We start from the raw sequence: 26,280 nt of genomic DNA on the forward strand, positions 1-26,280 counted from the left end.
TTTCGGGAATAAAACTTTAATTTAATTATATTATGAGAAAAATCTATTTTTTTTTCTTACTGCTTTGTACGCAGTTTTTCTTCGCTCAATTCACAGAAAATGACATTAAGTTTTGGGTGGGAACCGGTTCTAAAAAGGCCTATTTCATTGCTGATTTTAATGACAACAACACGCCTAATTCTTATGTTTGGGGCTATCGTTTTGATGATGATAATTTAATGGCGGAAGATATGGTTAATGCTATTGTAGAAGCAGAGCCTAAAATAGAGGCTGACATTCCTTCAGGGTTCCTGTACAGCTTCACATACAATCATCATACTCCAAGTACAGATGACTACTGGATTACCTGGTCGGGACCTAATGCAGGGAATATGTCCAATCAAAATAATGGTGTAGGCTATACTGCTTTAACAGACGGACTATGGTTTGGAATAACCTATGGAATGGATGAAATTGATACCCCACCATCAACTCCAGTACCCGCTTACAGTTCCCAATGGTATACTTCATCACAAATTACCCATTGGATTGGAACAGGAACCAATAAAAGTCTTGTAGTGGTAGATTTTGGAACTAATAATTCTAATGATCAAGCCAATTCATTTGTTTTTGGAATTCAGTATAATGGCAGTATAACAGCGGAACAGGCTCTGCAGCTTATCCAGTCACAAGCTTCCTATTTCAATTTCACTTCCAGCAATAACCAAATTTCCAATCTATCACTCAATACCTTCACAGGAAATAACTCCGGAACAGAAAACTGGAAATTATACACCGGAGAAGACCTTTCTAGCTGGCAGAAAAAAACTGATCTCAGCCAGATACAATTGAGTAACAATATATGGTTAGGATTAAGTTTCGGACAAAGAAGACCTTTCACACCAACTGAGGCACATAACGCTACATTATCGGTGGCTTCAGCAAACAAGAAAGCATTATTCAATATTTATCCAAATCCAACAAGTGATTTTATTCAGATTGAAACTCCTGAAAATATCAAAGAAGTCAATATTTATTCTTCTTTAGGACAGAAAGTGATGACTACTCAGACATCTAAGATTAATGTTACATCTTTAAATACCGGTGTATACTGGGTTGAGGTTAAAACTAAGAGTGGTTCTACTGTACATAAGATTGTGAAGAAGTAAAGAGGGAGATGGTAAACCACCCCGTCAAAAATTCTTTGAATTTTCGACACCCCTCCATCGGAGGAGAATATCACGTCTTCAATTTTGATATTTCTTCGTTATAGCAATCCGCTATGAAACGTACAATAAAAATTCGTGTATTCGCCGCAAACAAAAAAACGCATCCAAGTTGGATGCGTTTTTCATTATGATTATACAATCAATTATTTTTTCTCTGTAGATCTTTGAAGAACCTCATCTACCATACCGTAGCTTTTAGCTTCTTCGGAAGTCATCCAGTAATCTCTGTCGGAAGATTTCTCTACCCACTCGTAAGTCTGTCCTGAATGATGAGCAATAATGTCATAAAGCTCCTGCTTCAATTTCAACATCTCTCTTAAGTTGATCTCCATATCGGAAGCTACTCCCTGAGCACCTCCTGAAGGCTGGTGAATCATTACTCTTGAATGTTTAAGCGCAGAACGCTTTCCTTTTTCTCCTGCAACCAATAATACGGCTCCCATAGAAGCAGCCATTCCTGTACAGATTGTCGCTACATCCGGCTTAATGATCTGCATGGTGTCATAAATACCTAAACCGGCATATACACTTCCACCAGGAGAATTGATATAGATCTGAATATCTTTAGACGGATCTGCACTTTCCAGGAATAAAAGCTGAGCAGTAACGATATTCGCTACCTGATCGTCAATTCCAGTTCCCAGGAAGATAATTCTATCCATCATCAGACGGGAAAAAACGTCCATCTGAGCAACGTTTAATCTTCTTTCTTCCATGATGTACGGAGTTAAATTCGTTGGGCCATACATTCCCATATACTGATCGGTAGCCAGACCGTTGTTTCCTAAATGTTTTACAGAGAAATCTCTGAATTCCTTTTTAATGTCCATATTGATATTATGTATTATTTTAAAATATTTCCGAAGTTTAAATTACAATATTTATTCCTAAAATTTTATAGGACTTTTTGTCATAGAATCCGGAATCCTTTTGTCTTTAAACTATCTTTTCCGATCTACATAGATTCCCTTGATCGGGGAATACTCAATGATATTACTCAATCGGATGGAAGCCTGCTTCAGTAAAGTAATTTTTTTGATCAGCTCAAAGTACTTTACTTCATCAGCCCCACTGTATTGATCCAGCTCGCCCGCCGTTTCCTTAATCAGATAATCAATATATCTGTATTTATGTAGCAAAACATCACCCTGGATCTGATCTGCAACATTATCTCCGTAATTGGGTGGATAAATATTTCTGGACGCCCAATTTTCAAGCTCATCCAAAGGAATCAGCGCATCCACAACCTTTGTCGTAATTTCTTCATCCATAAAAGATACAAAAAAGTTTCCACTTCTCAATTCATCTTTCTGAATTCCTTCTTTGACCTGATTGATAATAATCTCATTTCCTTTAACTAAAAATGTATATTGTTCCTCTTCAAAGTGATGAATAATTTCTTCAATAACTGTTATCTGATATTCTTCATTATTTTCATTTTTCCTTTTAAGAACAATATCTCCAAATGCTAACATATGCTCAACAAGTTTGTTCTCCATAAACAATACTTCAAACAAAAAAGGGTCTTCTTTTTCTTTATCCGGAGGAACAATCTCCAGCTTTGGAGCCGCTTTTTCCTTATGCTGCTGCTGGACATGATGGGTCTGATTCTGGGTAATCTGCTTCTGAACATCCAGCTCATTGAAAAGACTCTGTTCAGAAAGTCCGAATTTATTGGAAACCTCCTTCAGATACACTTCCCTCTTCAGTGCGTTCTGTACAAAGGAAACTGATTTTACGATATCACGAATTGCTTCCGCCTTTTTGATAGGATCATTTCCAACATCCCGCAACAGAATTTCCGCCTTAAAATCGATGAAATCCATCGCTTCATTTTCAATGTATTTTTCTACATATTCCTGCGGATGTTTTCTGGCGAAGGAATCCGGGTCATCACCATCAGGGAACAGCAAAACACGGATGTTCATCCCTTCTGTCAGCAACATGTCAATGCTTCTGAAGCTGGCTTTAATCCCTGCATTATCTCCATCAAAAAGAATCGTTACGTTTTCCGTAAGTCTCTTAATCAACTTAATCTGCTCAGTGGTAAGGGAAGTTCCGGAACTTGCTACAACGTTTTCAATTCCGGACATATGAAGTGAAATCACATCCATATATCCTTCCACCAAAAGACAGCCATTCTTTCTTGAAATGGCCTGCTTACTTTGGTTTAACCCGTAAAGAACATTGGATTTATGATAGATCTCCGTTTCCGGCGAGTTGAGATACTTTGCTGTTTTTACATTATTCTTAAGGATTCTCGCTCCAAAGCCCAAAACCCTTCCTGAGAAACTATGGATCGGGAAAATTACCCTTTCACGGAATCTGTCAACACCTGCCGGAGTATTTTCAGGAAAAATAGAAAGCCCTGATTTTTCAAGAATCTCTTTAGTATAGCCTTTCTCTAAAGCATAAGCGGTAAATGCATTCTTTTGTTCTGGAGAATATCCAAGTTGGAACTTATTAATAATATCATCTTTAAGTTCTCTTTCTTTAAAGTAGGATAATCCTATACTTCTCCCCTCTTTGTTATCCCAAAGGATTTCCTGAAAATAAGTATTAGCTACTTCATGAATTTTAAACAACAGATCTTTTTCTGTCTGTGCATGTTTTGCTTCTTCAGAAATTTCACGCAGATCTTCTTCGATTTCAATTCCGTATTTTTTTGCGGCATGACGGAGAGCTTCAGGATAAGTGAAGTTTTCAATTTCCATTAAAAAGGATATCGCGGTTCCTCCTTTTCCAGTAGAGAAATCCTTCCAGATCTGCTTACTTGGCGAAACAACAAAACTGGGAGACTTTTCTTCATGAAAAGGACTGAGGCCTTTAAAGTTAGACCCCGCTCTTTTCAACTGCACATATTCACCTACAATCTCTTCCACCCTGATTGTGGAGAATATTTTATCTATGGTCTGCTTAGAAATCATGATGTAAAAATATGACATTTCTCTTCCTCTAACAAAAAAAGAAAGCCTTACAAAAGTTTTCTATAGAGTAATTTATTACCCTAAAATCCTCTAACCCCTTGCTACACATACTTCAATAAAAAAGCCGGGAAACTCCCGGCTTAAAAGTATTTATAAACAAAATTATTTTTTTATGAATTTCAGACTCTCTTTTGTAGTACCATATTCTATATTAACAATATAGATACCCTTTTCCAAACCATTAGTATATTTACCAAAGTCTAAGCTATTTTCACCATTTACTTTTACAGTATATTGATTCAACAATTTAGAGGAGTAGTTATAAATTTTAACATTTACCTCTCCTGTAAGCACACCACTACTTATTAGTTTTGTATTATCACCAATAGGATTATCACCAATGGTAAATTGAGTTCTATTTTGAATATTTGCGGCTTTAGATTGAGTAACATTTCCGTTATTTGAAACAACAAAACCATTTATAATATTTCTTTTGATTCCATTCCCAAGATTAGCGGTTAGCTTTATAGAATAGATCCCATTCTGTTCACGATTTACATCTGCTACAAATTTATTGTTACGAAGCTCAAATTTCAAGTTCACTGGCTTTTCTTCAGATGTCATATTCATTCCTTTTAAATCCGATATCCAATAGGCTTCATTTTTAATTGAAACTTTTTGAAGTTCTTCAGAACTAAGGTTAGGAAAAGATATTTCCAGATAAGTTTTCTCATTATCTTTTTTAATTTTATACTCCATCGGACTGTCAATTCCATCTTCAACCACAGCTATAAATTTAGAATTACTGTTTAGTTTAAGCTCTTTATTTCTTAAATTGAAGCCGAATGACAGTAAATGGCTTTCAAAACCTCCACTCTTATCTAGGGTCCTATTACTTTTTACTTGGCTCAACATTTTTCCAGTAGCAGAATCTATAATATCTACAGAAGCATTTGCATCTTTGGTAATAATTTCAAAACGAACATTATTGACATTTTTTCCAAACTGTAAATTTTCCAGATCGTTATTTGAAATCAATTGATAGTTACTTACCACTTTAAATTCAGCCCTTTCCGGTTGTGATATTCTATTTGCCACACCATTATTGATAACTTGTCCATCCAAAACAGGTTTTATAGCATTATTCCAAACATAGACTCCTTCCATTATATCTATATGATTAATATATCCTCTAGGGTCAGTGTCAGTCATTAATTGCTTAGAACCCGGTCTTGTTGAGCTATAAAATGGGGTAACCCCGTCATTTTTCCCTCCTCCTAAAGCAAGAATTGCATTTCCTGCCGGAATAATTACGGGAGAAAGCAATCCTGTTACTCTGGTATATCCCCAAGCCCCCAGACTATAATATTTCTTAGGTTGGTTAAGTGAATGGTTATCCATGTAAGGTCTGAAATAAGTATCACAGTAAGAGGTAGTGGACAGTTGTGAACCTTGTCCCAATTGCAAAGCCTGCGTTATCCAGGTAAGTACCGGATAGTTAACAAAATCTGCAAGTTGAGTTCCTCTGTGGGGAGTACCTAAAGTAATCACTTTATCTACTTTATTTATTTTTTTATATTCCAATAGGGCAACATCTGAAGCCTTTCCCCCATTACTATGAGCTATAATAGTAATTGTATTGGCTCCAAAATAAGTCTCTACCTGATCAATTGCTCTGGACAATATTTTTCCGTTCTCCCAGTCTCCCAAAAACCTGCTGGTTGCTACAAAAGCCGTTTTATATCCGGCATTATAAGCTTCTTTATACATTGAGTTTCCAATAAGTAAAGATTCAGTAGACCCTATAAAACCGTGGGTAAAAAGGATTGTTTTCCCGTTATAATTAGGCGGCGTAGTCCCATACAAAATATTTTTTTCCAGGAGACTATTAAGATAGTTTAAAGATAAAGCATTAGGCTTTGGTAAAATAGCAGAAGAAAGCTGCTGAGTAAAAAATTTACTAGAGAAAATAACCAGAAATAGTAACAATTTTTTTTTCATAAGATGTAATTTTTAATTATGTTTTTACTAAAATAACAAATCACTAAAACAATTAGATGAATCTATATAATCTTAATTCTTTAGAACGCAAAAGGTATTAAGCAAGACCAACACATCACTGTAAAGTGATTTATAAATATCCGACCAAATTTAAAATAGCAATAATAAAATAACAAATAAAATTGACGAAAAATAAATTAAACACAATAAATAATACAAATAATTAAATTACCAATAAAAATATTCAACAAAAAGAATCTTATTCAGAATTATATTAAAAAAAAGCGATTCACTAACACCAATTTTGTTTATCATTTAGTATAAAACTCATCTTTTTTGAAACCTTCTGTTATTATCATAACCTGAGTTCGGGATAAGAAAGCAATAATAGCAACCTTGTAAGTTGTTAATAATGAATAATATATTATTCAATCATTAGTGTTTTATATCTTTATTCTATGAAATTTTATAAAAAATGAATTTAATATTTCTATTCTCGTCCATTTTCTATCCTGAAAACTAAGTGAATGGGCTAAAAAACAAGATAATTAAATATAAATATTTGATTTACTGTTATTTATATAAACTCCTTACCCCGAACTCAGGTTATCATATTAAAATCAGCTTATTTTTGACAGCTGTTTTACTTGGGATGAGTGTAATTAATTCTTAATTATCAATCTATTAAAGGGTTTTTAGGATTCAAAGATTTCTTCAAATGCAAAATTATTACGTGTAAATTTTACTATTTTTGTAACAAATCAGCCTATGCAATTCACTATACATACAATCGAAGACTGGCAGGAAGTTGTTGACACCATTCTTCCTGAATTAAAACATAATATTCTTTTGCTTAAAGGAAATCTGGGAGCAGGAAAAACCACTTTTTCTCAGTTTTTGCTTAAAAACCTGGGAAGTGAGGATGAAGTAAACTCTCCTACCTATTCTATCGTTAATGAGTACAATACCTCAAAAGGAAAAATATTTCATTTCGATCTTTACCGCTTAAAAAACATTGAAGAAGTATATGATATTGGGATTGAAGAATATCTCGATAACTCTTTTCTATGTATTATTGAATGGCCGGAAGTGTATGAAGACGAGCTCTACGGGCTCAACTATCACACAATGAGTATTGTGAACACGGGTGAAAACAGAGAAGTTTCATTCGAGTAAATATTATGTATCTTTGCTTATTAATTCAGTATTAAAATAACAATCTGTAAGACATAATTTAATTTAAGGATGAGCACAAATATTTTTACTCCTTTCACAGAAGAAGAATTGATGCCGAAAGAGGAAAAATTGGAGGTTATAAAAAAGGGGAAACAGTTCAGTATTGGAATTCCTAAGGAAACCTGTCTCAACGAAAGGAGAACCTGCATTACTCCGGACGCTGTACAGGTATTGGTAGAACATGGCCATGAAATTATCATAGAAGCAGGAGCCGGAGAAGGTTCTTTTTTTACAGATTTGCAATATTCGGAATCTGGGGCAAAGATTACTAATGATCCTAAAGAAGCATTCGGGCAAGATCTGATCCTGAAAATCAATCCTCCCACTTTGGATGAAATTGATTTTATGAAGCCTAATACTTACATGGTTTCAGCACTTCAGATCAACCTTAGAGACAAGGAGTATTTCCTTAAACTTGCAGAGAAAAAAATAAATGCCATTGCTTTTGAATTTATCGTAGATGAATACAAACAGCTTGCATTGGTAAGATTAATCGGTGAAATTGCAGGAACCGTTTCTATTTTATACGCTTCAGAATTATTAGCCCTATCCAATGGTTTAATGCTTGGGGGAATTACGGGAGTAAGACCTGCTGAAGTAGTTATTCTTGGAGCCGGGATTGTAGGTGAATTTGCTACAAAGGCAGCCATCGGCTTAGGAGCAAGTGTAAAAGTCTTCGACAACTCTTTATCAAAATTAAGAAGGCTTCACACCATGGTAGACAGCCGTGTTCCGACTTCCGTTATCGATCCTAAAGAGCTCAGCAAAAGCTTAAGACGTGCTGATGTAGTGATCGGAGCCCTTCCAAGATTAAATATGACGCCCATTGTGACTGAAGATATGGTCATGAAAATGAAAAAAGGCAGTGTCATCATCGATATTACCATAGACAACGGTAAGGTTATTGAAACGTCAGAGCTTACTACCATGGAAGATCCTTATGTGATCAAACATGGGGTAATCCATTGCGGGCTTCCGAACCTTACTTCAAGAATGCCGAGAACCACTACCAAGGCTATCTCCAATTTCTTCCTTTCCTATATTTTAAATTATGACGAAGAGGGCGGCTTTGAAAACATGCTGATCCGAAAAAATGAAATGAAGCAGAGCTTATATATGTACAAAGGAAGACATACCAAAAAGATCATCTGTGACCGTTTCGGACTTACGTACCACGATATCAATCTTTTAATTTTCTAAATGAAAAAACTTAAATTTTATGCAATAGGCTTCCTTCCGGGGCTAGTTATCGTATTTTTTATATTAAACAAAAAAGGCGCAAGCTGCAGCGGTTATTTACCTAACAGCCGCGTAATTGCCGAAACACTTTCTAAAGAATTTCAATATTCAGAAGAATTTCATAATGAAATGATTTTAAATAATATTGATGAAAAGTTTTTAAAAGACAGCATCATTACTAACGGAAAAGTAGATTTTGATCGCAGCCATGCACAAAAGAAACCTTGCCCGGATTATCTTATCACCTATCCTGAAAAAAATCCGAGGTTCGAAATTCATTTCGATAAATGTGAAGATCACGCAGGTTTTATTAGTTTAAAAAAACTTAAATAGTTTTCAAAAACAAGCTATGGAAGGCAATTACTACATGATTCATGATTATCTGATATTCATCGGAGTTTTTGCCATTTTTCTTTTTCTGGCAGCCAGTATCTATCTCTTCAGCCAAAATCAAAAGCTGAAACAGCGAAATACCAAGCTTTCAGAATCCAATAAAATTATTGAGCAAAGGCTGAATGAGGTTCGTTTGGAACATATTGGAACAAAGCTGAATCCACATCTGTTTAAAAACATTCTGAATTCTGTTCAGTCTCATGCCTACCAGACCTATATGTCTCTGGATAAGCTGGCCAATGTTCTGGATTATATTTTATATGAAAGCAACAATAAATATGTAAGCCCTAAAGAGGAATTAAACTTCGCCTTAAGCCTTATTGAAATCAATAAAATTAAAGTGAATCCTCTCTTCGACTTCAGGATTAAATTCAAGATCAATAAATCGGATTCTCTGTATGAAGAGAAGGTTTTTGCTCCGCTTATTTCCGTTGATCTTATTGAAAATGCCTTTAAACATACAGATTTTCTGGCTCAGGATTCTTTTATTTCTATTTTCATGGAACTTGAAAACCGGACATTCACCATGAAAGTGAGCAATAAAGCTTCCTTAAAGAATAATCTGGAAAAGGAAAAAAGTGGTTTTGGAAGCCAGTCTTTGGATCAGCGGTTAAAAATGATCTATAATACCCACTATCAGGTTGAAAAAAGTTCAAAAAACGGTATCTTCACTGCAGAATTAAAAATCAATTTAGGAGAATTCTATGATAAAATGCGTTATTCTGGATGATGAATTATTAGCCATCAGCTATTTAAAACTTTTATGTGAACAGATTGATGACGTAGAAGTTGTAAAGGCTTTCAATGATCCTAAAATCTTCCTGAACGAGATTAATTCCCTTGACTGCAACCTTTGTATTCTGGATATTGAGATGCCTGGAATGACAGGACTCCAGGTGGCAGAAATCATCTCCGGTTCCAAAAAAATCATCTTCACCACAGCCTATAAAGAATACGCAGCTGAAGCTTTTGACCTCAACGTAGTAGATTATGTAAGAAAGCCGATCAAAAAAGAACGATTGGTGCAGGCTTTTGAAAAAGCAAAAGAACAAATCAGCACGATTCAGAAGAAAACCTTTATCGAATGGAATAGCAATATTGGTAAAACCGTTATTTTAACGGAACAAATCGCTTACATTAAAACATCTGAAATAGACAGCCGCGATAAGGATATTATGCTCAATGACGGAACTACCATCGTTTTAAAGAATCTTAATTTTAAAAGCCTTCTGGAAATGTTGCCCACTAAGGATTTTGCACAGGTTAATAAAAAAGAGATCATTGCATTATCTTTCATTAAAGTATTAGGAACCAACGAAATTATCACCACTATTTCTACCGAAGATGATCATTTTCTTAAGCTTCAGATTGGTGATGCTTACAAAAATTCACTAATGGAGTTGTTTACAAAATAATACAGATAATTTCCCCTGTTTCCTACAATCAGTAATATCTGCTACCCAATTATTTATATATGTTATTTTGTCTTGAAACAAAAGAACGAAAAATTCAAGACCTGGAACCTTCCGCTAAAAATGAGATCTGCTCTCTAAAAACTCTGAACCCGTGCGATAGCAATCTATTTTTATTATCAAAAGTAATCCCGCACTCAGACAATAGAGTTTTCTTAACGTTCACAGACTTCATTTTCTTAACGCTCCAGTTTCCTAAGCCATATTCAAACTCCAAATTCAGGAAGACATTTCAATATCAGGATTTTTATTACATTTTTTACTGTATTCATTACATTTAAAAAACAAACTATTTTAATCTCAGTTTATTCTTATCAACTTTGCATCAAAATAATAGGAATCATGAATTTGGGGAAATATAAAAATATTATATTTTACATCAGTACAATTGCATTTTTTTCATGCTTAATGTATTGGTTTTTTGTAGAGGGTAAAACACTGGAAGTTGGGGAGAATATTACTCCCAGCAAAGCTGCAGGTTCTACGATGTGGGAAAATTTTGTTGATTCATTTCTGATAAACCTTCATCATCCGCTAGCTCTTCTTCTTGCACAGATCGTCACCATTATTTTAGTTGCCAAGCTTTTCGGATGGATCTGCATAAAGCTGAAACAGCCCTCTGTAATTGGTGAAATGATTGCCGGTATTGTTTTGGGACCATCACTTTTCGGATTATATTTCCCTGAACTTTCAGCATTTATTTTCCCTAAAGAATCGTTGCCTAACTTACAGTTTTTAAGCCAGATCGGACTTATCCTGTTTATGTATATTGTTGGAATGGAACTGGATCTGAGTGTTTTACGAAAAAAAGCACATGATGCCGTTGTTATAAGCCATGCCAGTATTATCATTCCATTTGCATTAGGTGTAGGCCTTTCTTATTTCATTTATAAAGAATTTGCACCGGAAGGAATTCAGTTCAGTTCATTCGCCTTATTTATAGCCATTGCCATGAGTATTACAGCATTTCCTGTATTGGCAAGGATTGTTCAGGAACGAAATCTTCACAAAACGAAAATAGGTACCGTCGTGATTACCTGTGCTGCAGCTGATGATATTACAGCCTGGTGTATTTTAGCTGCTGTGATTGCGATTGTAAAGGCTGGATCTTTTTCAGGATCGGTATTTGTTATTCTGATGGCTATCCTGTATGTTTATATCATGATCAAAGCTGTAAGACCTTTCTTAAACAAAATCGCTGAGTCTCAAAAGGGAAAAGGCTTTATCAATAAAGGATTGGTTGCTATATTCTTTCTTGTATTGATTATTTCATCATATGCAACCGAAGTTATAGGGATTCATGCGCTTTTCGGGGCGTTTATGGCAGGAGCTATTATGCCTGAGAATGTAAAATTCCGAAACCTTTTTATAGAGAAAGTAGAAGATGTTGCATTAGTTCTGTTACTTCCTCTTTTCTTTGTATTTACAGGATTGAGAACCCAAATTGGGCTCCTCAACGATCCTCACCTTTGGAAAATCGGGGGCCTTATCATACTTACCGCAGTCACCGGAAAATTTGTAGGAAGTGCACTCACCGCAAAATTCCTGAACATAAGCTGGAAAGACAGTCTCACGATAGGAGCACTTATGAATACGAGAGGGCTTACAGAACTTATTGTACTTAATATCGGATACGATCTTGGAGTATTAGGCCCGGAATTATTTGCATTGCTTGTAATTATGGCTTTATTTACCACTTTTATGACAGGTCCATGTCTGGATTTTATTAATTATCTTTTCAAAGGGAAAGAGTCCATGATTGAAGAAGAGCCTGAAGATGATGATACCAAATACAGAGTCCTTCTATCTTTTGAAACGGCAAAATCAGGAAGTAAACTTCTTAGACTGGCCGATAATTTCACTCATAAAATGAATGGAAACAAAAGTGTAACCGCTATGAATATTGCTCCTGTTGATGAACTACATGCTTTTGATATCGAAAATTTTGAGAAAGAACAGTTTAAAAATGTAATAGAAACTTCCCAGGAACTTAAACTGGAAGTCACTACCCTCTTTAAAGCTTCTACAGATGTAGAAAGTGATCTGACGAATATTACCAATAAAGGAAATTATGACCTTCTTCTGATTATGCTTGGAAAATCTATGTATGAAGGCAGTTTATTAGGCCGATTATTAGGGTTTACTACCAAAATCATCAATCCTGAAAAATTATTAAACACGGTAAAAGGCAAAGGAAATATTTTTAACAACTCTCCTTTTGATGACCTTACGCTGCAGGTTTTGGACAAAGCTACCATTCCGGTGGGTGTTCTTGTAGAAAAAGACTTTACTACTGCTGACAGGGTATTTGTTCCGATTTTCAACCTGAGCGATTTTTACCTTCTGGAATACGCAAAAAGGCTGATTAACAATAATAATTCTCAAATCATTATTCTGGATGCTGCAGGACAGATCCGTAACAATATTGAGGTAAAAGAACTGATCCGAAGCATTGAACAGGTAGCTCCTAATCATATCACCTTATATAACGAGAAAAGAATTGAAAAAGAGTTCCTGAATTCCCAGGATCTGATGCTCATCAGCAGCAAAAGCTGGAAAAACCTGATCGATACGAAGAGTCTTTGGCTCTCCGATATTCCTTCAACATTAATCATATCAAATCCGTAACACCGATATTTTCTATTTCTATAAGAAGCTGTAAATATTATTCGTTGTCTGTAAAGAAAAAACGGGTATATTTATGGCTTCATTTTTTTTGAATATGCTGGTTAACAATGAAAACGGAACGTTGGAACTGAAGGATTTCGGTACACAACTGTACAAGGGGATGCTGCTGGATCAGCTGAAACAAACTGATTTTTATAAGGAGAAATATCACAATAGGTGGGATGTGAAAACCGGATATTTTTGGTATTATTTTAAAGAGGTGGAAATAGAAGGTCATGAGCTTTCTCTCAGCCTCTGCTTTTGGGGAGATCGGCTGCAAAGCATTCACATGAATACATGGAAAAGCACTGATGCGAAAGACTGGAATGAATGGACCGAGGAAAGGGAGATGCAGGTATTTTACCGAAATAATAAATTTTTGACTTTAATTTTGGGAATGCCTCCAACCCGGAAAAAGAAAACACCCTATCCAAGCTGTACTTTCACTTTTTCATGGGGAAAGGTATGGTCGGTTTATGATCCTCGAAGTGCCAGCAGTTTTATGGGAATCAGTTATGATGAGAAGACATAATGAATAACTAAAAAACAACATTAGCCACTGGTAAACAACTGATTAAAATTAATCAGAATAAAAAAACATATAAAAACCCACACTTTTTATTGCATTTATTATATAAGTTTAAAAATTTTATTATATATTTAAAAAAACTTAATAACCTTAATGATTACTATATCCAAAAAGACTTTTGAGGGTAAACATTGGGACTATTTTATTCTGATATGCAGAGTTTTGCTTGCATGGCAATTCTTGTCTTTTGGATATGCTAAATTTTTCGATGACGGACAATTTGGTATTTCTCCTGAGGAATTAAATAAGCCCATCAAAGATCTCAGCCTTTTCAAGGTGATGTGGTATCTTTTTGACCACAATCCGTTTAAAACAATCATTGGAATTTGTCAGGTACTATGTGGAGCGCTTCTTCTTTATAAGAAAACCGTTATCATAGGAGCTCTTTTTTTCCTGCCCATTGCCTTTAATATTTTAATCATGGATATTACTTTTATGGATTCATCTATGGTTAATGGTTTTGCATCAAGACTTAGCTATTATATTATTCTTGATTTTCTCATCCTTTTATATTACAGAGACAGAATGCTTATTGTTTTTAAAGCAATTACAAGCAATATGACTAATAAATTCAGTCATCCTTTCGGAATGTATCTGATTTCTCCGGTATTAGCTGTTCTTTTAAGCTTAGTACCTGTCATTCCTGTCGTTCTGTTTTATCTTGTAGCCGAACCGGATGAGATGATACACTCTCTCGGCCATGCCTGGCAAGGGCTCACTAAAGCAACTCAACATTTTTTAAAATAAAATTACTATGAAAAATTCAAACAAAAAATTGACAATCTCAAAAAAGAATGTACAAAACTTAAGCAAAAACAACCTTTTTGAAATAAAAGGAGGTAAAGCCATCGACATGGATGGGAATGTAGGATTGTTTACTGCTGGATGTTCAGACGGTTGTATGTCTAAATTTATGCATACTCACCTGCTAAACTGTTCAAAAGCAAACTGTACTGCAGATTGTGGTAACTGCTAATTAAACAATTGATCTCTTTTGTCATCTCCAATTTAAAAATATTATGTCCTCAAAGCAATATACTCCATTTCATTACACAATATTGAGAACTCCCGTTCTTTCACCTGATGATTTAAACAGCTTTTATGCAACATCAGATGTCATTGAAAATATTTCCTGTAATGAGACAGTAATGGATGCTATTAAGCTGTCGTCATTAAATTTTTATCATGAGATGACAAAAGAGTTTTCAAAAAAAAATGCTGAGCAAAAAGAAAAACTTGAAATTTCATTATATAAATATCTTTCACGATATACTACAAGACCCACCCCTTTTGGTCTATTTTCCGGTATAGGTTCCCTTAAAAATTCATCAGAATCTTCTGCAACAAAAATAACATGGAAGCATTCCTATCCGGTATTGAGATTTGACTCGGAATACCTTTACAAAACAGTAAATTCACTGGAAAAACATGATACCTATCTCACCAATAATACATGGTATGAAATTTTTGATGAGTACAAATTCCTTCAGGGTTACACAGGAATTATCGGAAGAGATTATCGCTTAATAACGATAGAAAAAGATGAATCTATAGGTTCTATTACAAGGTTTTGTAAACATGAAAGAACTCCCGAAGAAATCATCAGTTTTATTCAAACTGAAAATGACGTTACACAGGAAGAAGCAGAAGAATTTTTCCATGAACTTACGGACGAACAAATACTCAATCCGTCTCAGTCTTATTCCGGAAGTGAAACACAACATATCATCAATTTCCTCGATAAAAATATTGAGAATTCAGAATTTCATGAACTAAAAAAGTATATCGACCGATGTAATACACAAAAAAAAGTAGCTGAAATTCTTTCAATTCCTGAACATAAAAAAGTTCCTTTACATATTGACCTTTTTTTTGAGACCTCAGATACCATGCCTAAAAGGTTTTTGGAGGACATTCAAAAAAGTGATTCTATTTTTGAAAGATTCAGTACTCTGGAAAATCAGACTCCTTACAGAATCGTCAGTTTTAAGAAGAGTTTTATTAAAAAATATGACCAGCAGGAAGTAAGTTTATTACACGCTTTGGACATTGAATTTGGTGTAGGATACGGAAAATTTGCTAACTCCGAAAATGTAGATGCTGGCAATCTGATTCTGGCATGGCCAAAAGAAAATATGCAGGAGGAAAATATCACCCTCAATCAAAAAGAGGTTCAATATTCTTACCCTATTCTGAACTGTCTTAAAAATAAAAAAACAAGCATTGACCTTAATGAACTGGGACAAAATCACGAAACTTTTCTCCCGGAAAAGGTCAGTGAATTCTTCCCTTTCAAATCTTATAAAGCATCTATATTCCTAGATCAAAATACAGGTAACCCTGTTTATTTTATTGACTATATTTCATTTCATTCACCAAGAAAAATTCTGGGACGTTTTTCCAACCAGAAAGACATTGCCCACACAATGGATGAAATTGATGAGCAGGAAAAAAAATATTATGATGAAGATACCATCATTGCTGAAATTGTACATCTTCCGTCTGAAAAAATCGGAAATGTAATAGAAAGAAAAATCAATACAGAATATTATATCGGATATATTGACGAAATCAGCGGCAAAAAGAAAATAGAACTAAACGATCTGTATGTTTCTGTTGTGAACGATCAGGTGGTTCTGCGGTCAAAATCCCTGGATAAAAAAGTACTTCCTGTATTTTCCAATGCCTATAATATTATGCATCCTACGAACAGTCCTGTTTTTGAATTCCTCCTCGATTTTCAGGCTCAGTATAACAGCAGTCTATTAATTAATGAGGATTCATTATTAAATCTTTTTAAATTTTTCCCGAGATTACAAAAAGGAAATTTCATTGTCAAGAAAGCAACCTGGCAGATCGAATATCATGACTTCTTTGAAAATAAAAAGACAAGTATTTCAGAGGCTCTTACCCATTTTGATAAAAACCTTGATACGCTTAATATACAGGGCAACTTTTTCATTTCAGAAGGAGACAATGAATTATATATCCTTTTAAATCAGGAAATATCAAGAAAAACTTTCTTAACACAGCTCAAGAAGAAGCAAAAATTAAAAATAACGGAATCTCTTTCGGATCAATTTACTCCTGTAACCTTTAATACAGAAGGAAAAATGATCAATAACGAATTTTTATTGTTTTTTAAAAACGAAAAATTTGAACAGAAATATGAAATCAAACGTGCGCAGGTAGAACATTCTGCGGTTTCAAGATCTTTGTTTCCCGAGGTTGATGACTGTATTTATTTAAAAATTTACACCGGGAAAGTATTTTCCGATCTTTTGATCTGTGAAATGGTAGGAATTCTTGGTTTTCTGCAATCCAATAAACTCATAGAACACTTTTTCTATATAAAGTACTATGATCCCGATTTCCACTTGAGATTCAGGATTTTTGCTCCTTTAAGCAACCATATGGAAATCAAATCTCACCTCAATGCTTTGCTTAAAAAGTATCTGGGTGAAAAAATACACAAAATTTCATATGATACTTATGAAAGAGAAATTGAGCGATATGATGGTGATAAAACTCCGGTTTTTGAAAAAATATTCTTTTATGACTCATTGATTTCTGCTTCCATTATCGAAAAAAATATTGAAGAGGCCAATACAGATATTTTATGGATGTATCCTATACAGCATATCTTTTTTTACTTCAGTCTGTTCAATCTCAGTACGGAAAATCAGCTACAATTTGTAAGCGGAGTAAAAAACAGTCTTGCACGCGAATTTAATATGTCGCCATTAAAAACTTCATTTATAAATGCGAAATATAAAGCTTTTTCTGATGAAATAGAACGGATCATCAATGAGACAGATGGAATACTTTCTCCTGTTCATATAAAATTCCGTAATGATATTCAGAAAGACCTTCCGGCAATAACGGATGAGAATACACTCGGAAATCTTGCCAATATCATCCATATGCATATCATACGGGTTGTGAGAAGCGACAACAGACTGCATGAGTATTTAATCTACTGCCTCATTGAAAAAATATTAAAAAAACAATTTTTCAGCTTAAAAAACAATGTCAATACTTCATCACATATATAAAAACATATTAAACTACGAACACCAGCATATAGGGCTTATGAACGGAGCCTGTTCAGAGTTGATATTTCTTCATCATTATTTTAGCGCTTATCCTGAGTTATACGATCAGGCTGCCGAACAAAAAATAGCTGGATATCGAGATCTTATTTTCAATGATATTGAAAATGAAAGAATTGATCTTTCCTATGCTTCAGGATTGGCAGGAGTACTCTCCTGTTCATACTATCTGGAAAACTCTCAATGGTGTGCTCTGGATTTTCTGGATTTTGAAGATATCGGTAATGTAATGCTGGAACAGGCTATAGAAGAATTTGAAAACGACAACTTTGATTTTTTTTATGGAGGAAATGGTCTCCTGATGCCCTTTCTAAATAATCGATTGGATATCCGAGAACTTGATAAAGATCTTTTGCATATCCTTAAGGAAACCATCGTTCGTAAAAAGACAGATCTATTCTGGCAAAGTCCTAAAAATAAGGAAGACAACATTTCAAATTTTGGTATTTCCCATGGCTTTCTGCCCAACCTTTTTCTTTTGGCCTGCATAGCAGATTCTGACAAGGATATTTCTTTTATCAAAAAAACGGCATCAGAGTTCTTAGCCTACGCATCAGAGGAAGATACGGAATCGGTGTTTCCTTCTGTCATTGAAGGCAGTAAAGAAAATTCAAAGTACGCATCACGCCTTGCCTGGTGCTATGGAGACCTTGGCATAGCCTGTATTCTTTATAAAATAGGTGAATTAATTAAAGATAAAAGTCTACAGGATAAAGCACTGGAAATACTTTTAAAAACTACCCTGAGAAAGCATGACGATTCCAGTAAGGTGACCGATGCTTCGGTTTGCCACGGGAGTGCCGGCATTTCTTCGATATACCATTCATTTTATGACCAAACCGGAAATATTCTGTTTAAAGAAGCCGGTGATTACTGGCAAGAAATTACAAAATCTTATTATTCTCCCAAAGATCAACAATGCTGTTTTCTATATAAATCAGCGGATGAATATGTCTATAATATAGGGCTTTTAGAAGGTCTTTCCGGCATAGGATTATCTCTTTTGCCTAATAAAGACTGGTCTTCTTTATTTTTAATCCGATAAAAAAATAATAAATCTTCCTTAATTAATAATTAGTTCATTAAAAACTCATGAAAATTTATATTTTTACAGCAATATAAACAATATCCTAACGATTAAATAAAAAATACAATGTGCCGATATGCCATGATGGTTTATAAAGGTCATTATGCCTGTTTCAACTGTCAGAAAACCTTCAAACGTCGTGTTTTAAAAGATGTAGACAGAGATGCTCAGATCTCCGTGGAAGCCAAGTGCCCCGAATGTGGGAACCTTATGGCCAATATGGGACTGGACTTTGAATCACCGGCGAAAAATGACCATAAACAGTGGGCACATATTCGTAATCTATATACGGTAGGAATTACTTTTCATTCCTGTGGATGTTCCGGGCCGGGATATATTCCCCAAGATCGCAAAGCCATTATCACTTATTTTGAAAAAATACGTGCAGAATATATGCGTTCACTGGTCTATTGGAGATACCGCATAGAACCGGAAACCAAAAGGGAACGTGAAATTGAGTATCAGCAAAACCATTCTAAATTATGGACTGTAAGCCGCAATGCTTTTAAGAAAACAGTTACTAATCAGGAAGGAATCAATTACTGGATCAATAAAATTAAAGAGGTAGAAGAACGTCTTAATCTCATTAAAGAAACCAAATAACTTATTTTTTCAAATACAAAAAGATGGAAGTTGAAAGTTACTTTTAGTTGTTGTATTACTTAAAGTCATAATCTATCAATTCATTTTTATAATATAAATATCATCTATGTACCTGTGTGGAGAAATAAAATATTACTTTGCTTTCTCCAGCTTCAGAAGTCTTTTAAAATCATCTTTTATGCTTTTATCCTCTTCTCTCATATAATCTCCACTGAAAGGAGCTCCACAGTCCTGGCTGTTTACAATATGCATCAGAGATCCGCCTTCAAAATAATTCCGGGTTTCAACAATCTCTGATTTCTCAAAATCAAAGGCCTCGGTATCATTATTTTCCTTCATGGCTTTTGCATCGTAGAAAAGCGGACGATTGTACTTATAGTCCTTTTCAAACACAAAAGACAGCTTACTGTTCAGCAAATAATACTCAATCAAAACCTGCCCCATTTCCCCATAATGCCTGGCCATAATTTTTTCCAAACGGTTATTTTTATAATAATAGGTAGCTTCCCCACCTTCTGCAGACTCGCCTTCAATATTTTTCTTTTTGATGTTGGTCCATTGAGTGATTGAATTGATTCGCTTAAAATTGGACTGAATGGGCTTTAACCGGTCTTTAAGGTATTCATTGGCTTCAATATCTTCTTCATGAAGGCTTTCCTTAATTCTTATGGTATCTTTTTTTTCTAAAGAAAATTGATAAGACCAATTTCCGGCATACCCAAAGTGGAATGCTATCAATAGTATAAGAAAGCTTTGCAAATATTTATTTTTCATAGCATTATATTTTGAATTGGATGATGACAAGCAGTATGACCGCCGGGCATTTCTACAAAATTAATAAATCTGCTCATTGTTTTCTATCAAAAGGACAATATTCTCTTGTCGTAGTTTTACTACAATTTTTAAAATTTAACCTTAAAAATGAATTTCAAATTTAGTTTTTTAATAGTTTTATGGTATAATTCACTTACGATGGAAATTGGTTTTTTAGAATATAAGGTTCGTAACGGAGATTCCCTGAGCTCCATTGCTTCCCGGTTGGGTATTACCGGAGAAGATCTCAAGTCATTTCACAATTCCCATTGTCAAAAAATGGATAAAATCTGGTTTGAGAACCTTAATGAAGTGAAAAGTGTTTTCGTCCCTGTACAATTGCGAACAGGAAAAGAAAAAGAGCAAAAAAGAAAAAATGCACTTCCCTCTTCGCAGGCGTCAGATTCATTTTTTGCCAAAACTTATAAGGTCTCTGAGACGTTTGAAAACCCATTTGAACCTTCTTTAACTATAGATTATAGTATAGATCTTGATGTTCATAAAGACAAAAATAAGAACCTTCATATCGTTTCTTACCGTCAGGGAAATTTTAAAACCAATAGCAAAACTCCTGAGGATAAGATGAGTGAGCTTTCCATTGCCTGTATGAAAAGTATTATGCCTATTGATTTTACCCTAAGTGAATCAGGCAAAATTACAGGATTTTCAGATCATAAAAAGATTACCAATACCTACTCTGCCCAACGGAAAGATCTTGACTTTTTCGCCGGAGAGATTTCTGAGCGTTATATGAATACATTTGAAAAGAATATTTCTGATGAAAAGTTTTTTTTCCAACAGTTTCAAAGTACGCTGCTCTTTCAGACTTTATTCCCGAAAATGGATTGGTTTCACAAGAAAACAGATTGGACAGAAGCTTTTTATTTTTTGCAAAATTCCTTTCCTGTGGAATGCATTATGGACAGTGAGCAGGAGAATGAAGATCAGGAGCATATTACAACCCTTCTGACAGGCAACAGTGCAGAATTCTACAGTTTACAGGAATTAAAAACGGGAACAAAATATAATGAACCTGCTGATGATCCCGTTTCAGGAGAATTTATCATTCAATACACCACCCATAGAAAAAATAAAACCCTTCTTCAGGCCTCGGCTACTGTAAGCCTATGGCGTGGAGAAGAATCAATTCAAAAACACACCATTACGATAACACAAGGATAATATGAAAAATTATATCATAAAGCAGGGCGACACCTTCAGCTCTCTGGCTCAGCAATTTAAGCTGAAAAATGAAGGTATCTTAAAGGCCTATCACAACCTCCATTGTTCAGAAGAGGATATTATGCAGGAACCTGTTCCCGGAAAGAAAATACTCATTCCGGAAGATCCACAGCTTATGGCTGAGGAATCCGGTTCTCAATATCCTTCTAATCCATCTTCTGAGGAAGAAGCTACAGATGAACCAACCAACGAGGGAGCTTCTTCGGAGCAGTCATCCGGTGAAGCCCAATCAACTGACAAATCAGATAAAAACCAAGAGAAAAAAGAAGAAAAGAAAGATAAAGGTGGAGATAGTGGTTCCAATCCCCACGAAGGAAAATATTTTGTCATACAGAAAGGAACCGTACAATGTAATCAGGGTTTCAAGTTTCCAAAATTTAAAGTAACGAGTCACCAGAAGCATTATTGGAATGATAAAGAAGGACAGGCAGATTATCTTGCTGTAACAGAAGATGATCTGCAATTCGATCCTCCTGCACAACCTTTTGGGCAATGTAAGCTTAAACCCACTTCGGGAGGATATCTTCCCTGCGCTTATGCCGCTGCCGGAAAATGGCAAAAACCCTATGAAAAAGTAAAGGTTATGGGAAAGAGCTGCCTGACAGAAATATCTGAACTGATGTGTACCACAGGTGGTAAAATAACGATCTTAAAACACGGCCAGCAAAGCGAAGCAGGCAAAAACCAGGTCAATAAAGCAGATACAAAGGAGCAGCAGGTTTATAATCCTGTTGTCAATTTTGACCAATTCAAAGCAGAAACTGACGAACAGGAGGCAGAAGCCTGGTAACCAAAAAAACTAAAGATCATGGCAAAAAAAGGCGTTTCAAGAATCACCGGAAATACTTCTCCCAAAACAGGAGAAAAAGCATTGTATAAAGTCACGGAATGGTATACCAGTACTCCGGCTAATGAACGAAAAGACTCCCTCGTTACCTGGGAATTGTTCAGAAAAAGAGCAGATGGTAAGTTTACCACCACTGATATTAAGAAAAAAATTGGCGAATTTACTTTTGGCAAAGATGCCTGGCAATATACCTACAGAGTTGAAGCCTATCTTCATAGCCCTGAAGGTAAAGAACCTATGTCTATTATCGTACAGCCTCAAAAGAATGAACAGCAGCCTTCGGCAGAAAAAAATATTCTTGATGTAAAGCTTACTTTTCAGGATGGCACTCCGGTTAATAAAAAATTAAGTTATCAGGATCGCCTCTGGGCAATAGCTAAATGCAAAGGTATGGAGGGCGAACATGTTATTTTCACGCTCTGGGAAGATGATGAAAAAGGTGATGGCCACAATAAAAAGAATCAATCTATCGTAAAATCGCCTCCTGTCTTGGTAGACAGCCAGGGAAATGCCCGTTGGAATTTTACATTGCTCAATACCTATATTGCTCTTGCCAACCAAAGGGAAGACGATAAAAAGCAGCATGAATATTATATTACCGCAGAGTACAATGGGAAATTAAAAGCCTCAGATAATGCCAATGCCAATAACCCTGAGTATAAAGCTCCTCCTGCTCCCCCTAAAAAACCAGCAGGAAGTACTGGTGGAACATCACAACCCAAACCCGCTCCACCCAAGCCTCAACCTAATTCTCCCAAAGGATCTACAAGACCTAATTCGCCTAATAACCAGCCGGATAAAAAGGGAGTTATCACTCAGGTAAAACTGACCGATAAAAATGGGAAAGAGTTTACTAAAAATCCTAAATTTGGAGAAACCATAATTGTTCATATAGAGTCTAAAAACCTTAAAAACAAAAAATACACCCTTAAAATATGGGAGCATGACACGATTGGAAACAATGACCTTTTATATAGCCATGAACACACGTTCTTAGGTGACAAAATAAATCTTTCCATGCCATTAACTGCTGCCATGCAAAAAACCGGAGAAATAGGAAATGATCCTAAAAATCCGGACAGTGGAGAATACTGGAAGGGAGGACAACAGGAAATCTTCGCAGAAGTTATTTATATAGACATCTCTGCTAAATCAAAAATTATTGATGTGGATATTATGGAAGCTCCAAAGCCGCAGAATAATGGGAATACGGCGACTGGGGTGAAGAATGAGCCGAAACCGGAAGCACCGAATTCAACAAAATGCCCTAGATGCGAAAAATTAACTGAAGAGGAAGTAAATAAAATATTCACAACAGCTAGCAAAATTAATAAGCAAGCATTAATGGATGCTTTTAATGATGCAAATAAAAAATTTGAAATTAATACCTGTTTACGTAAAGCTCATTTCTTTGCACAAGTTTTAGCAGAAGTAGGTACTGATCTAAAATTAAATGAACCTGAGGGATTTAATTACAGTGTTAGAAGATTGAAAGGAGGAGATTATGTAAAAGGCACTAATTGGGTTAAAGGAAATAATAACCCAAATGAAGGAGGCTATTATTCTAATGGAATCAAGAAAGATTGGAAATCCTCTCCTTTTTCTTATTTTAAAAAGAATCCTAAAGAAGCTGAGCTATACGGTCGAAAAGATCTAAACTCATACAACGACAAAGGAATACAGCCAGCCAATAGTGTAGCAATTGCAAATATTGTATATGATGATAAAAATCGCGAGCCTAAATATAGGCTAGGAAATATTAATAAAGGTGACGGTTGGAAATTTATGGGAAAAGGCATAATTCAAATTACAGGTAGAAATAATTATACTGAAGTTAATAAAAGATTAGTAAATAAAGGCTACAACATTGATATTGTAGAAAATCCAGACAATGTGCTAAAACACAAAGAGAGTGTTTTGTCAGCTATGGCATTTTGGTATTGGAAAGACTTGCAATTAAAGGTTGGTGGCAAAGAAATAGTTGATAGTATTACTAGGATTGTCAATGAAGCAACAAGTACTTACAATATTAGAAAAGAAAACTTTGATAAGACATATTCTATTTTCCAAGTTGATAAATGTAGTCCTATAAAAAAAGATGAACCAACTACAGGCAAATGGAGGTTTCCTATAGATAACCCTATGCTTTGTTTATATTCTCAAGGCGGTGTAGAAAAACCTTGGCATGGTTCTTTTGGAGAAAAAATAAGGGATGGAAGTTCTAATCACTCGGGGTCAGATTTACTTGCTATTCCTGGAACTCCAGTGTATGCTTGTTTGGAAGGTAAAATAGAAAGAATTTATACATCAACATCACTTGCAGGTAGAACGATTGTCGTAAAAGTAAAAGATAAAGAAACATTTAAAAGTCTTAAAAATGATTATAAACTGATATATAAGGATAAAGGTGAACTTTTAGAAAAAGGATTTAATCCTGATGGAGAAATCTACTTTGTTTTTATGCATTTGAGTAGATTTGGTAAATTTGAAGAAGGTCAAACAGTAAAACATAATGATATTATAGGTTATACTGGCATTTCTGGAAAAAATGGAAACAACTTTACAACTAGAAATCCTCATTTACATTTTGAAGTTAATAATGTTGGAAGTAATTCTGGTATAAACGGAAAATGTAACCCTATGGTATATTTCAAATTTAAAACAGAACCTGAAATGTCTGCAGTAGATAAAAAAAACCAATTAGATATTAAAAATAAAGAATGGAAATAAAAAAAATTTTATGTTTATTAGTCTTTGTATTAAGTTTTCTTTCATGTAAAAAAGAACCAGAATTACAAAAAGAACATCCGCAAAACATACCAAATGAAACTAAAAGTTATCAATTAATTTCTTATAAAAATAGAATATTAACTGATAATAATATTAATATTTTTGAATATAATGATCTAAAAATTTCACTTGAGTATGATAGACACACATTCTTGGGGTATGGAACTAAACCATTTAGTCTTTATCAGTCATTTTATGATTTAGATTCTGGAGATTTAGATCTTTGGAGATATGATGAACCAGATACAAAAAGTAAAATATTTTTTGTTGAACTAGATAATTATAGTAGCAGGCAATTCCATATATATGTTCATCAGAATAATCATTTATATTATTTAGGCGAAAACAATATTGATTTATCAAAAATTATTGAAAATGTTAAGAACATCAAGGTCAATTTTGATATCAGACAAGCAGATAATGGTATTTTAATTGAATCTATAGTAAATAATAAGAGTTTTTCAACTTTAAATTACAAGCTGGAAAAACCTTTGAATATATATAAAGAATATGATGATATAAGCGAATACATTAAAACTGGTAAAGATATATCACAAAATTCAGAACAAGAAAATCCACCTCATAAAATATCTAAAAATGAGTTTTTTTCAATTAACTCCGATCGAGATGGTATAATTGAGGTAACACTTAATAGGATAAATAAAAAATTTGTCAATACAAAAGTTTTAGAAGGTAACCCAAACTGTCCAGACACAAGTCTTGACAATATTGTATTGAAAAATAATTACTTTACCATAGAAAAGTATAATTGTACAGATAAATACTACCTGAAAGAATACATCACATTTAAATTTGACAAAGACCTTCTTCTACACAAATATAGTATAGAATTTACTGACAGGCATGATCCGGATAAAAGTATACCTAATAAAAATTATACTTCTAAAGATTTCGGAAATGTTAAGTTTGAAAATGTTGATCGCGAATTTTTAATAAACTTATTAAACAAATAGTTTTAAACACTAACAAATTTTAGTCGGAAAAAGAATCAAATTGAAAAGTATATTTTTTGTTGAAAATTAAGATTTTTACA

21 protein-coding genes are annotated in these 26,280 nt (G+C 34.5%); 17 read left to right on the forward strand and 4 right to left on the reverse strand.

Features of this window, described 5'->3' with window-relative positions; all coding sequences use genetic code 11:
- Positions 1-32 precede the first annotated feature (32 nt).
- Positions 33-1,148 (forward strand): T9SS type A sorting domain-containing protein, encoded by a 1,116-nt coding sequence (locus WH267_RS13300; protein WP_340008860.1) that lies wholly within the window; start codon positions 33-35, stop codon positions 1,146-1,148.
- Positions 1,149-1,351: 203 nt separating this feature from the next.
- On the opposite strand, the gene clpP is transcribed toward WH267_RS13300, so the two are convergent.
- From clpP to WH267_RS13315, 3 genes are all read right to left on the reverse strand, one after another.
- Positions 1,352-2,038: an ATP-dependent Clp endopeptidase proteolytic subunit ClpP gene (clpP, locus tag WH267_RS13305; RefSeq protein ID WP_115972476.1), complete on the reverse strand. Its 687-nt coding sequence runs from the start codon at positions 2,036-2,038 to the stop codon at positions 1,352-1,354.
- 111 nt (positions 2,039-2,149) lie between these two features.
- A complete protein-coding gene (gene dnaG / locus WH267_RS13310) occupies positions 2,150-4,135 on the reverse strand; it encodes a DNA primase (protein ID WP_340008862.1) in 1,986 nt (661 codons plus the stop codon).
- Positions 4,136-4,297: 162 nt separating this feature from the next.
- Positions 4,298-6,136, reverse strand: coding sequence for a PGAP1-like alpha/beta domain-containing protein (locus tag WH267_RS13315; protein ID WP_340008864.1), 1,839 nt, complete (start codon positions 6,134-6,136; stop codon positions 4,298-4,300).
- A 768-nt stretch (positions 6,137-6,904) separates the two neighbouring features.
- On the opposite strand from WH267_RS13315, the gene tsaE reads away from it, so the two are divergent.
- The 12 genes from tsaE (at position 6,905) to WH267_RS13375 (ending at position 19,534) form a co-directional block, all read left to right on the forward strand.
- Positions 6,905-7,312: a tRNA (adenosine(37)-N6)-threonylcarbamoyltransferase complex ATPase subunit type 1 TsaE gene (gene tsaE / locus WH267_RS13320; protein ID WP_340008867.1), complete on the forward strand. Its 408-nt coding sequence runs from the start codon at positions 6,905-6,907 to the stop codon at positions 7,310-7,312.
- A 69-nt stretch (positions 7,313-7,381) separates the two neighbouring features.
- On the forward strand, positions 7,382-8,572 hold the full coding sequence (locus WH267_RS13325; protein ID WP_123319896.1) for an alanine dehydrogenase: 1,191 nt from the start codon (positions 7,382-7,384) through the stop codon (positions 8,570-8,572).
- A complete protein-coding gene (locus tag WH267_RS13330) occupies positions 8,573-8,944 on the forward strand; it encodes a hypothetical protein (RefSeq protein WP_115972471.1) in 372 nt (123 codons plus the stop codon).
- 16 nt (positions 8,945-8,960) lie between these two features.
- Positions 8,961-9,734, forward strand: coding sequence for a histidine kinase (locus tag WH267_RS13335; protein ID WP_115972470.1), 774 nt, complete (start codon positions 8,961-8,963; stop codon positions 9,732-9,734).
- Positions 9,709-10,419 (forward strand): LytR/AlgR family response regulator transcription factor, encoded by a 711-nt coding sequence (locus WH267_RS13340; RefSeq protein ID WP_123319898.1) that lies wholly within the window; start codon positions 9,709-9,711, stop codon positions 10,417-10,419. The genes WH267_RS13335 and WH267_RS13340 overlap by 26 nt, the downstream gene beginning before the upstream one ends.
- A 399-nt stretch (positions 10,420-10,818) precedes the next feature.
- Positions 10,819-13,104 carry a cation:proton antiporter gene (locus tag WH267_RS13345; RefSeq protein WP_340008870.1) on the forward strand — a complete coding sequence of 762 codons (2,286 nt, stop codon included), beginning with the start codon at positions 10,819-10,821 and terminating at the stop codon, positions 13,102-13,104.
- Positions 13,105-13,177: 73 nt separating this feature from the next.
- On the forward strand, positions 13,178-13,675 hold the full coding sequence (locus tag WH267_RS13350) for a hypothetical protein (RefSeq protein WP_340008871.1): 498 nt from the start codon (positions 13,178-13,180) through the stop codon (positions 13,673-13,675).
- A gap of 150 nt (positions 13,676-13,825) precedes the next feature.
- Positions 13,826-14,479, forward strand: coding sequence for a hypothetical protein (locus WH267_RS13355; protein WP_340008873.1), 654 nt, complete (start codon positions 13,826-13,828; stop codon positions 14,477-14,479).
- A gap of 7 nt (positions 14,480-14,486) precedes the next feature.
- Positions 14,487-14,708 carry a class I lanthipeptide gene (locus WH267_RS13360; protein WP_115972467.1) on the forward strand — a complete coding sequence of 74 codons (222 nt, stop codon included), beginning with the start codon at positions 14,487-14,489 and terminating at the stop codon, positions 14,706-14,708.
- A gap of 43 nt (positions 14,709-14,751) precedes the next feature.
- On the forward strand, positions 14,752-17,787 hold the full coding sequence (locus tag WH267_RS13365) for a lantibiotic dehydratase (RefSeq protein ID WP_340008875.1): 3,036 nt from the start codon (positions 14,752-14,754) through the stop codon (positions 17,785-17,787).
- The gene (locus tag WH267_RS13370) at positions 17,762-18,889 is read left to right on the forward strand and encodes a lanthionine synthetase LanC family protein (RefSeq protein ID WP_340008876.1); all 1,128 of its coding nucleotides are present in this window, start codon (positions 17,762-17,764) and stop codon (positions 18,887-18,889) included. Before WH267_RS13365 ends, WH267_RS13370 begins: the two co-directional genes overlap by 26 nt.
- A gap of 123 nt (positions 18,890-19,012) precedes the next feature.
- Positions 19,013-19,534: a hypothetical protein gene (locus WH267_RS13375; RefSeq protein WP_228455731.1), complete on the forward strand. Its 522-nt coding sequence runs from the start codon at positions 19,013-19,015 to the stop codon at positions 19,532-19,534.
- Positions 19,535-19,666: 132 nt separating this feature from the next.
- On the opposite strand, the gene WH267_RS13380 is transcribed toward WH267_RS13375, so the two are convergent.
- Positions 19,667-20,308, reverse strand: a complete 642-nt coding sequence (locus WH267_RS13380; RefSeq protein WP_340008878.1) for a hypothetical protein — start codon at positions 20,306-20,308, stop codon at positions 19,667-19,669.
- 147 nt (positions 20,309-20,455) lie between these two features.
- Here WH267_RS13380 and WH267_RS13385 point away from each other — a divergent pair, with 147 nt between their 5' ends.
- From WH267_RS13385 to WH267_RS13400, 4 genes are all read left to right on the forward strand, one after another.
- On the forward strand, positions 20,456-21,529 hold the full coding sequence (locus WH267_RS13385) for a LysM peptidoglycan-binding domain-containing protein (RefSeq protein WP_340008879.1): 1,074 nt from the start codon (positions 20,456-20,458) through the stop codon (positions 21,527-21,529).
- A 1-nt stretch (position 21,530) separates the two neighbouring features.
- Positions 21,531-22,379 (forward strand): DUF4280 and LysM peptidoglycan-binding domain-containing protein, encoded by an 849-nt coding sequence (locus WH267_RS13390; protein ID WP_340008880.1) that lies wholly within the window; start codon positions 21,531-21,533, stop codon positions 22,377-22,379.
- Between the two features lie 153 nt (positions 22,380-22,532).
- A complete protein-coding gene (locus WH267_RS13395) occupies positions 22,533-25,166 on the forward strand; it encodes a peptidoglycan DD-metalloendopeptidase family protein (protein WP_340008882.1) in 2,634 nt (877 codons plus the stop codon).
- Positions 25,157-26,200, forward strand: coding sequence for a hypothetical protein (locus tag WH267_RS13400; RefSeq protein WP_340008884.1), 1,044 nt, complete (start codon positions 25,157-25,159; stop codon positions 26,198-26,200). Before WH267_RS13395 ends, WH267_RS13400 begins: the two co-directional genes overlap by 10 nt.
- Positions 26,201-26,280: the final 80 nt, after the last annotated feature.

The sequence above is a fragment of the Chryseobacterium sp. MYb328 genome, from assembly GCF_037572595.1.
GTDB lineage: Bacteria > Bacteroidota > Bacteroidia > Flavobacteriales > Weeksellaceae > Chryseobacterium > Chryseobacterium pennae.

What these genes read in the sequence shown, in the direction of transcription:
- WH267_RS13300 (WP_340008860.1), top strand. Translation starts at nt 33, where the DNA reads ATGAGAAAAATCTATTTTTTTTTCTTACTGCTTTGTACGCAGTTTTTC.
- clpP (WP_115972476.1), bottom strand. Translation starts at nt 2,038, where the DNA reads ATGGACATTAAAAAGGAATTCAGAGATTTCTCTGTAAAACATTTAGGA.
- dnaG (WP_340008862.1), bottom strand. Translation starts at nt 4,135, where the DNA reads ATGATTTCTAAGCAGACCATAGATAAAATATTCTCCACAATCAGGGTG.
- WH267_RS13315 (WP_340008864.1), bottom strand. Translation starts at nt 6,136, where the DNA reads ATGAAAAAAAAATTGTTACTATTTCTGGTTATTTTCTCTAGTAAATTT.
- tsaE (WP_340008867.1), top strand. Translation starts at nt 6,905, where the DNA reads ATGCAATTCACTATACATACAATCGAAGACTGGCAGGAAGTTGTTGAC.
- WH267_RS13325 (WP_123319896.1), top strand. Translation starts at nt 7,382, where the DNA reads ATGAGCACAAATATTTTTACTCCTTTCACAGAAGAAGAATTGATGCCG.
- WH267_RS13330 (WP_115972471.1), top strand. Translation starts at nt 8,573, where the DNA reads ATGAAAAAACTTAAATTTTATGCAATAGGCTTCCTTCCGGGGCTAGTT.
- WH267_RS13335 (WP_115972470.1), top strand. Translation starts at nt 8,961, where the DNA reads ATGGAAGGCAATTACTACATGATTCATGATTATCTGATATTCATCGGA.
- WH267_RS13340 (WP_123319898.1), top strand. Translation starts at nt 9,709, where the DNA reads ATGATAAAATGCGTTATTCTGGATGATGAATTATTAGCCATCAGCTAT.
- WH267_RS13345 (WP_340008870.1), top strand. Translation starts at nt 10,819, where the DNA reads ATGAATTTGGGGAAATATAAAAATATTATATTTTACATCAGTACAATT.
- WH267_RS13350 (WP_340008871.1), top strand. Translation starts at nt 13,178, where the DNA reads ATGGCTTCATTTTTTTTGAATATGCTGGTTAACAATGAAAACGGAACG.
- WH267_RS13355 (WP_340008873.1), top strand. Translation starts at nt 13,826, where the DNA reads ATGATTACTATATCCAAAAAGACTTTTGAGGGTAAACATTGGGACTAT.
- WH267_RS13360 (WP_115972467.1), top strand. Translation starts at nt 14,487, where the DNA reads ATGAAAAATTCAAACAAAAAATTGACAATCTCAAAAAAGAATGTACAA.
- WH267_RS13365 (WP_340008875.1), top strand. Translation starts at nt 14,752, where the DNA reads ATGTCCTCAAAGCAATATACTCCATTTCATTACACAATATTGAGAACT.
- WH267_RS13370 (WP_340008876.1), top strand. Translation starts at nt 17,762, where the DNA reads ATGTCAATACTTCATCACATATATAAAAACATATTAAACTACGAACAC.
- WH267_RS13375 (WP_228455731.1), top strand. Translation starts at nt 19,013, where the DNA reads ATGATGGTTTATAAAGGTCATTATGCCTGTTTCAACTGTCAGAAAACC.
- WH267_RS13380 (WP_340008878.1), bottom strand. Translation starts at nt 20,308, where the DNA reads ATGAAAAATAAATATTTGCAAAGCTTTCTTATACTATTGATAGCATTC.
- WH267_RS13385 (WP_340008879.1), top strand. Translation starts at nt 20,456, where the DNA reads ATGAATTTCAAATTTAGTTTTTTAATAGTTTTATGGTATAATTCACTT.
- WH267_RS13390 (WP_340008880.1), top strand. Translation starts at nt 21,531, where the DNA reads ATGAAAAATTATATCATAAAGCAGGGCGACACCTTCAGCTCTCTGGCT.
- WH267_RS13400 (WP_340008884.1), top strand. Translation starts at nt 25,157, where the DNA reads ATGGAAATAAAAAAAATTTTATGTTTATTAGTCTTTGTATTAAGTTTT.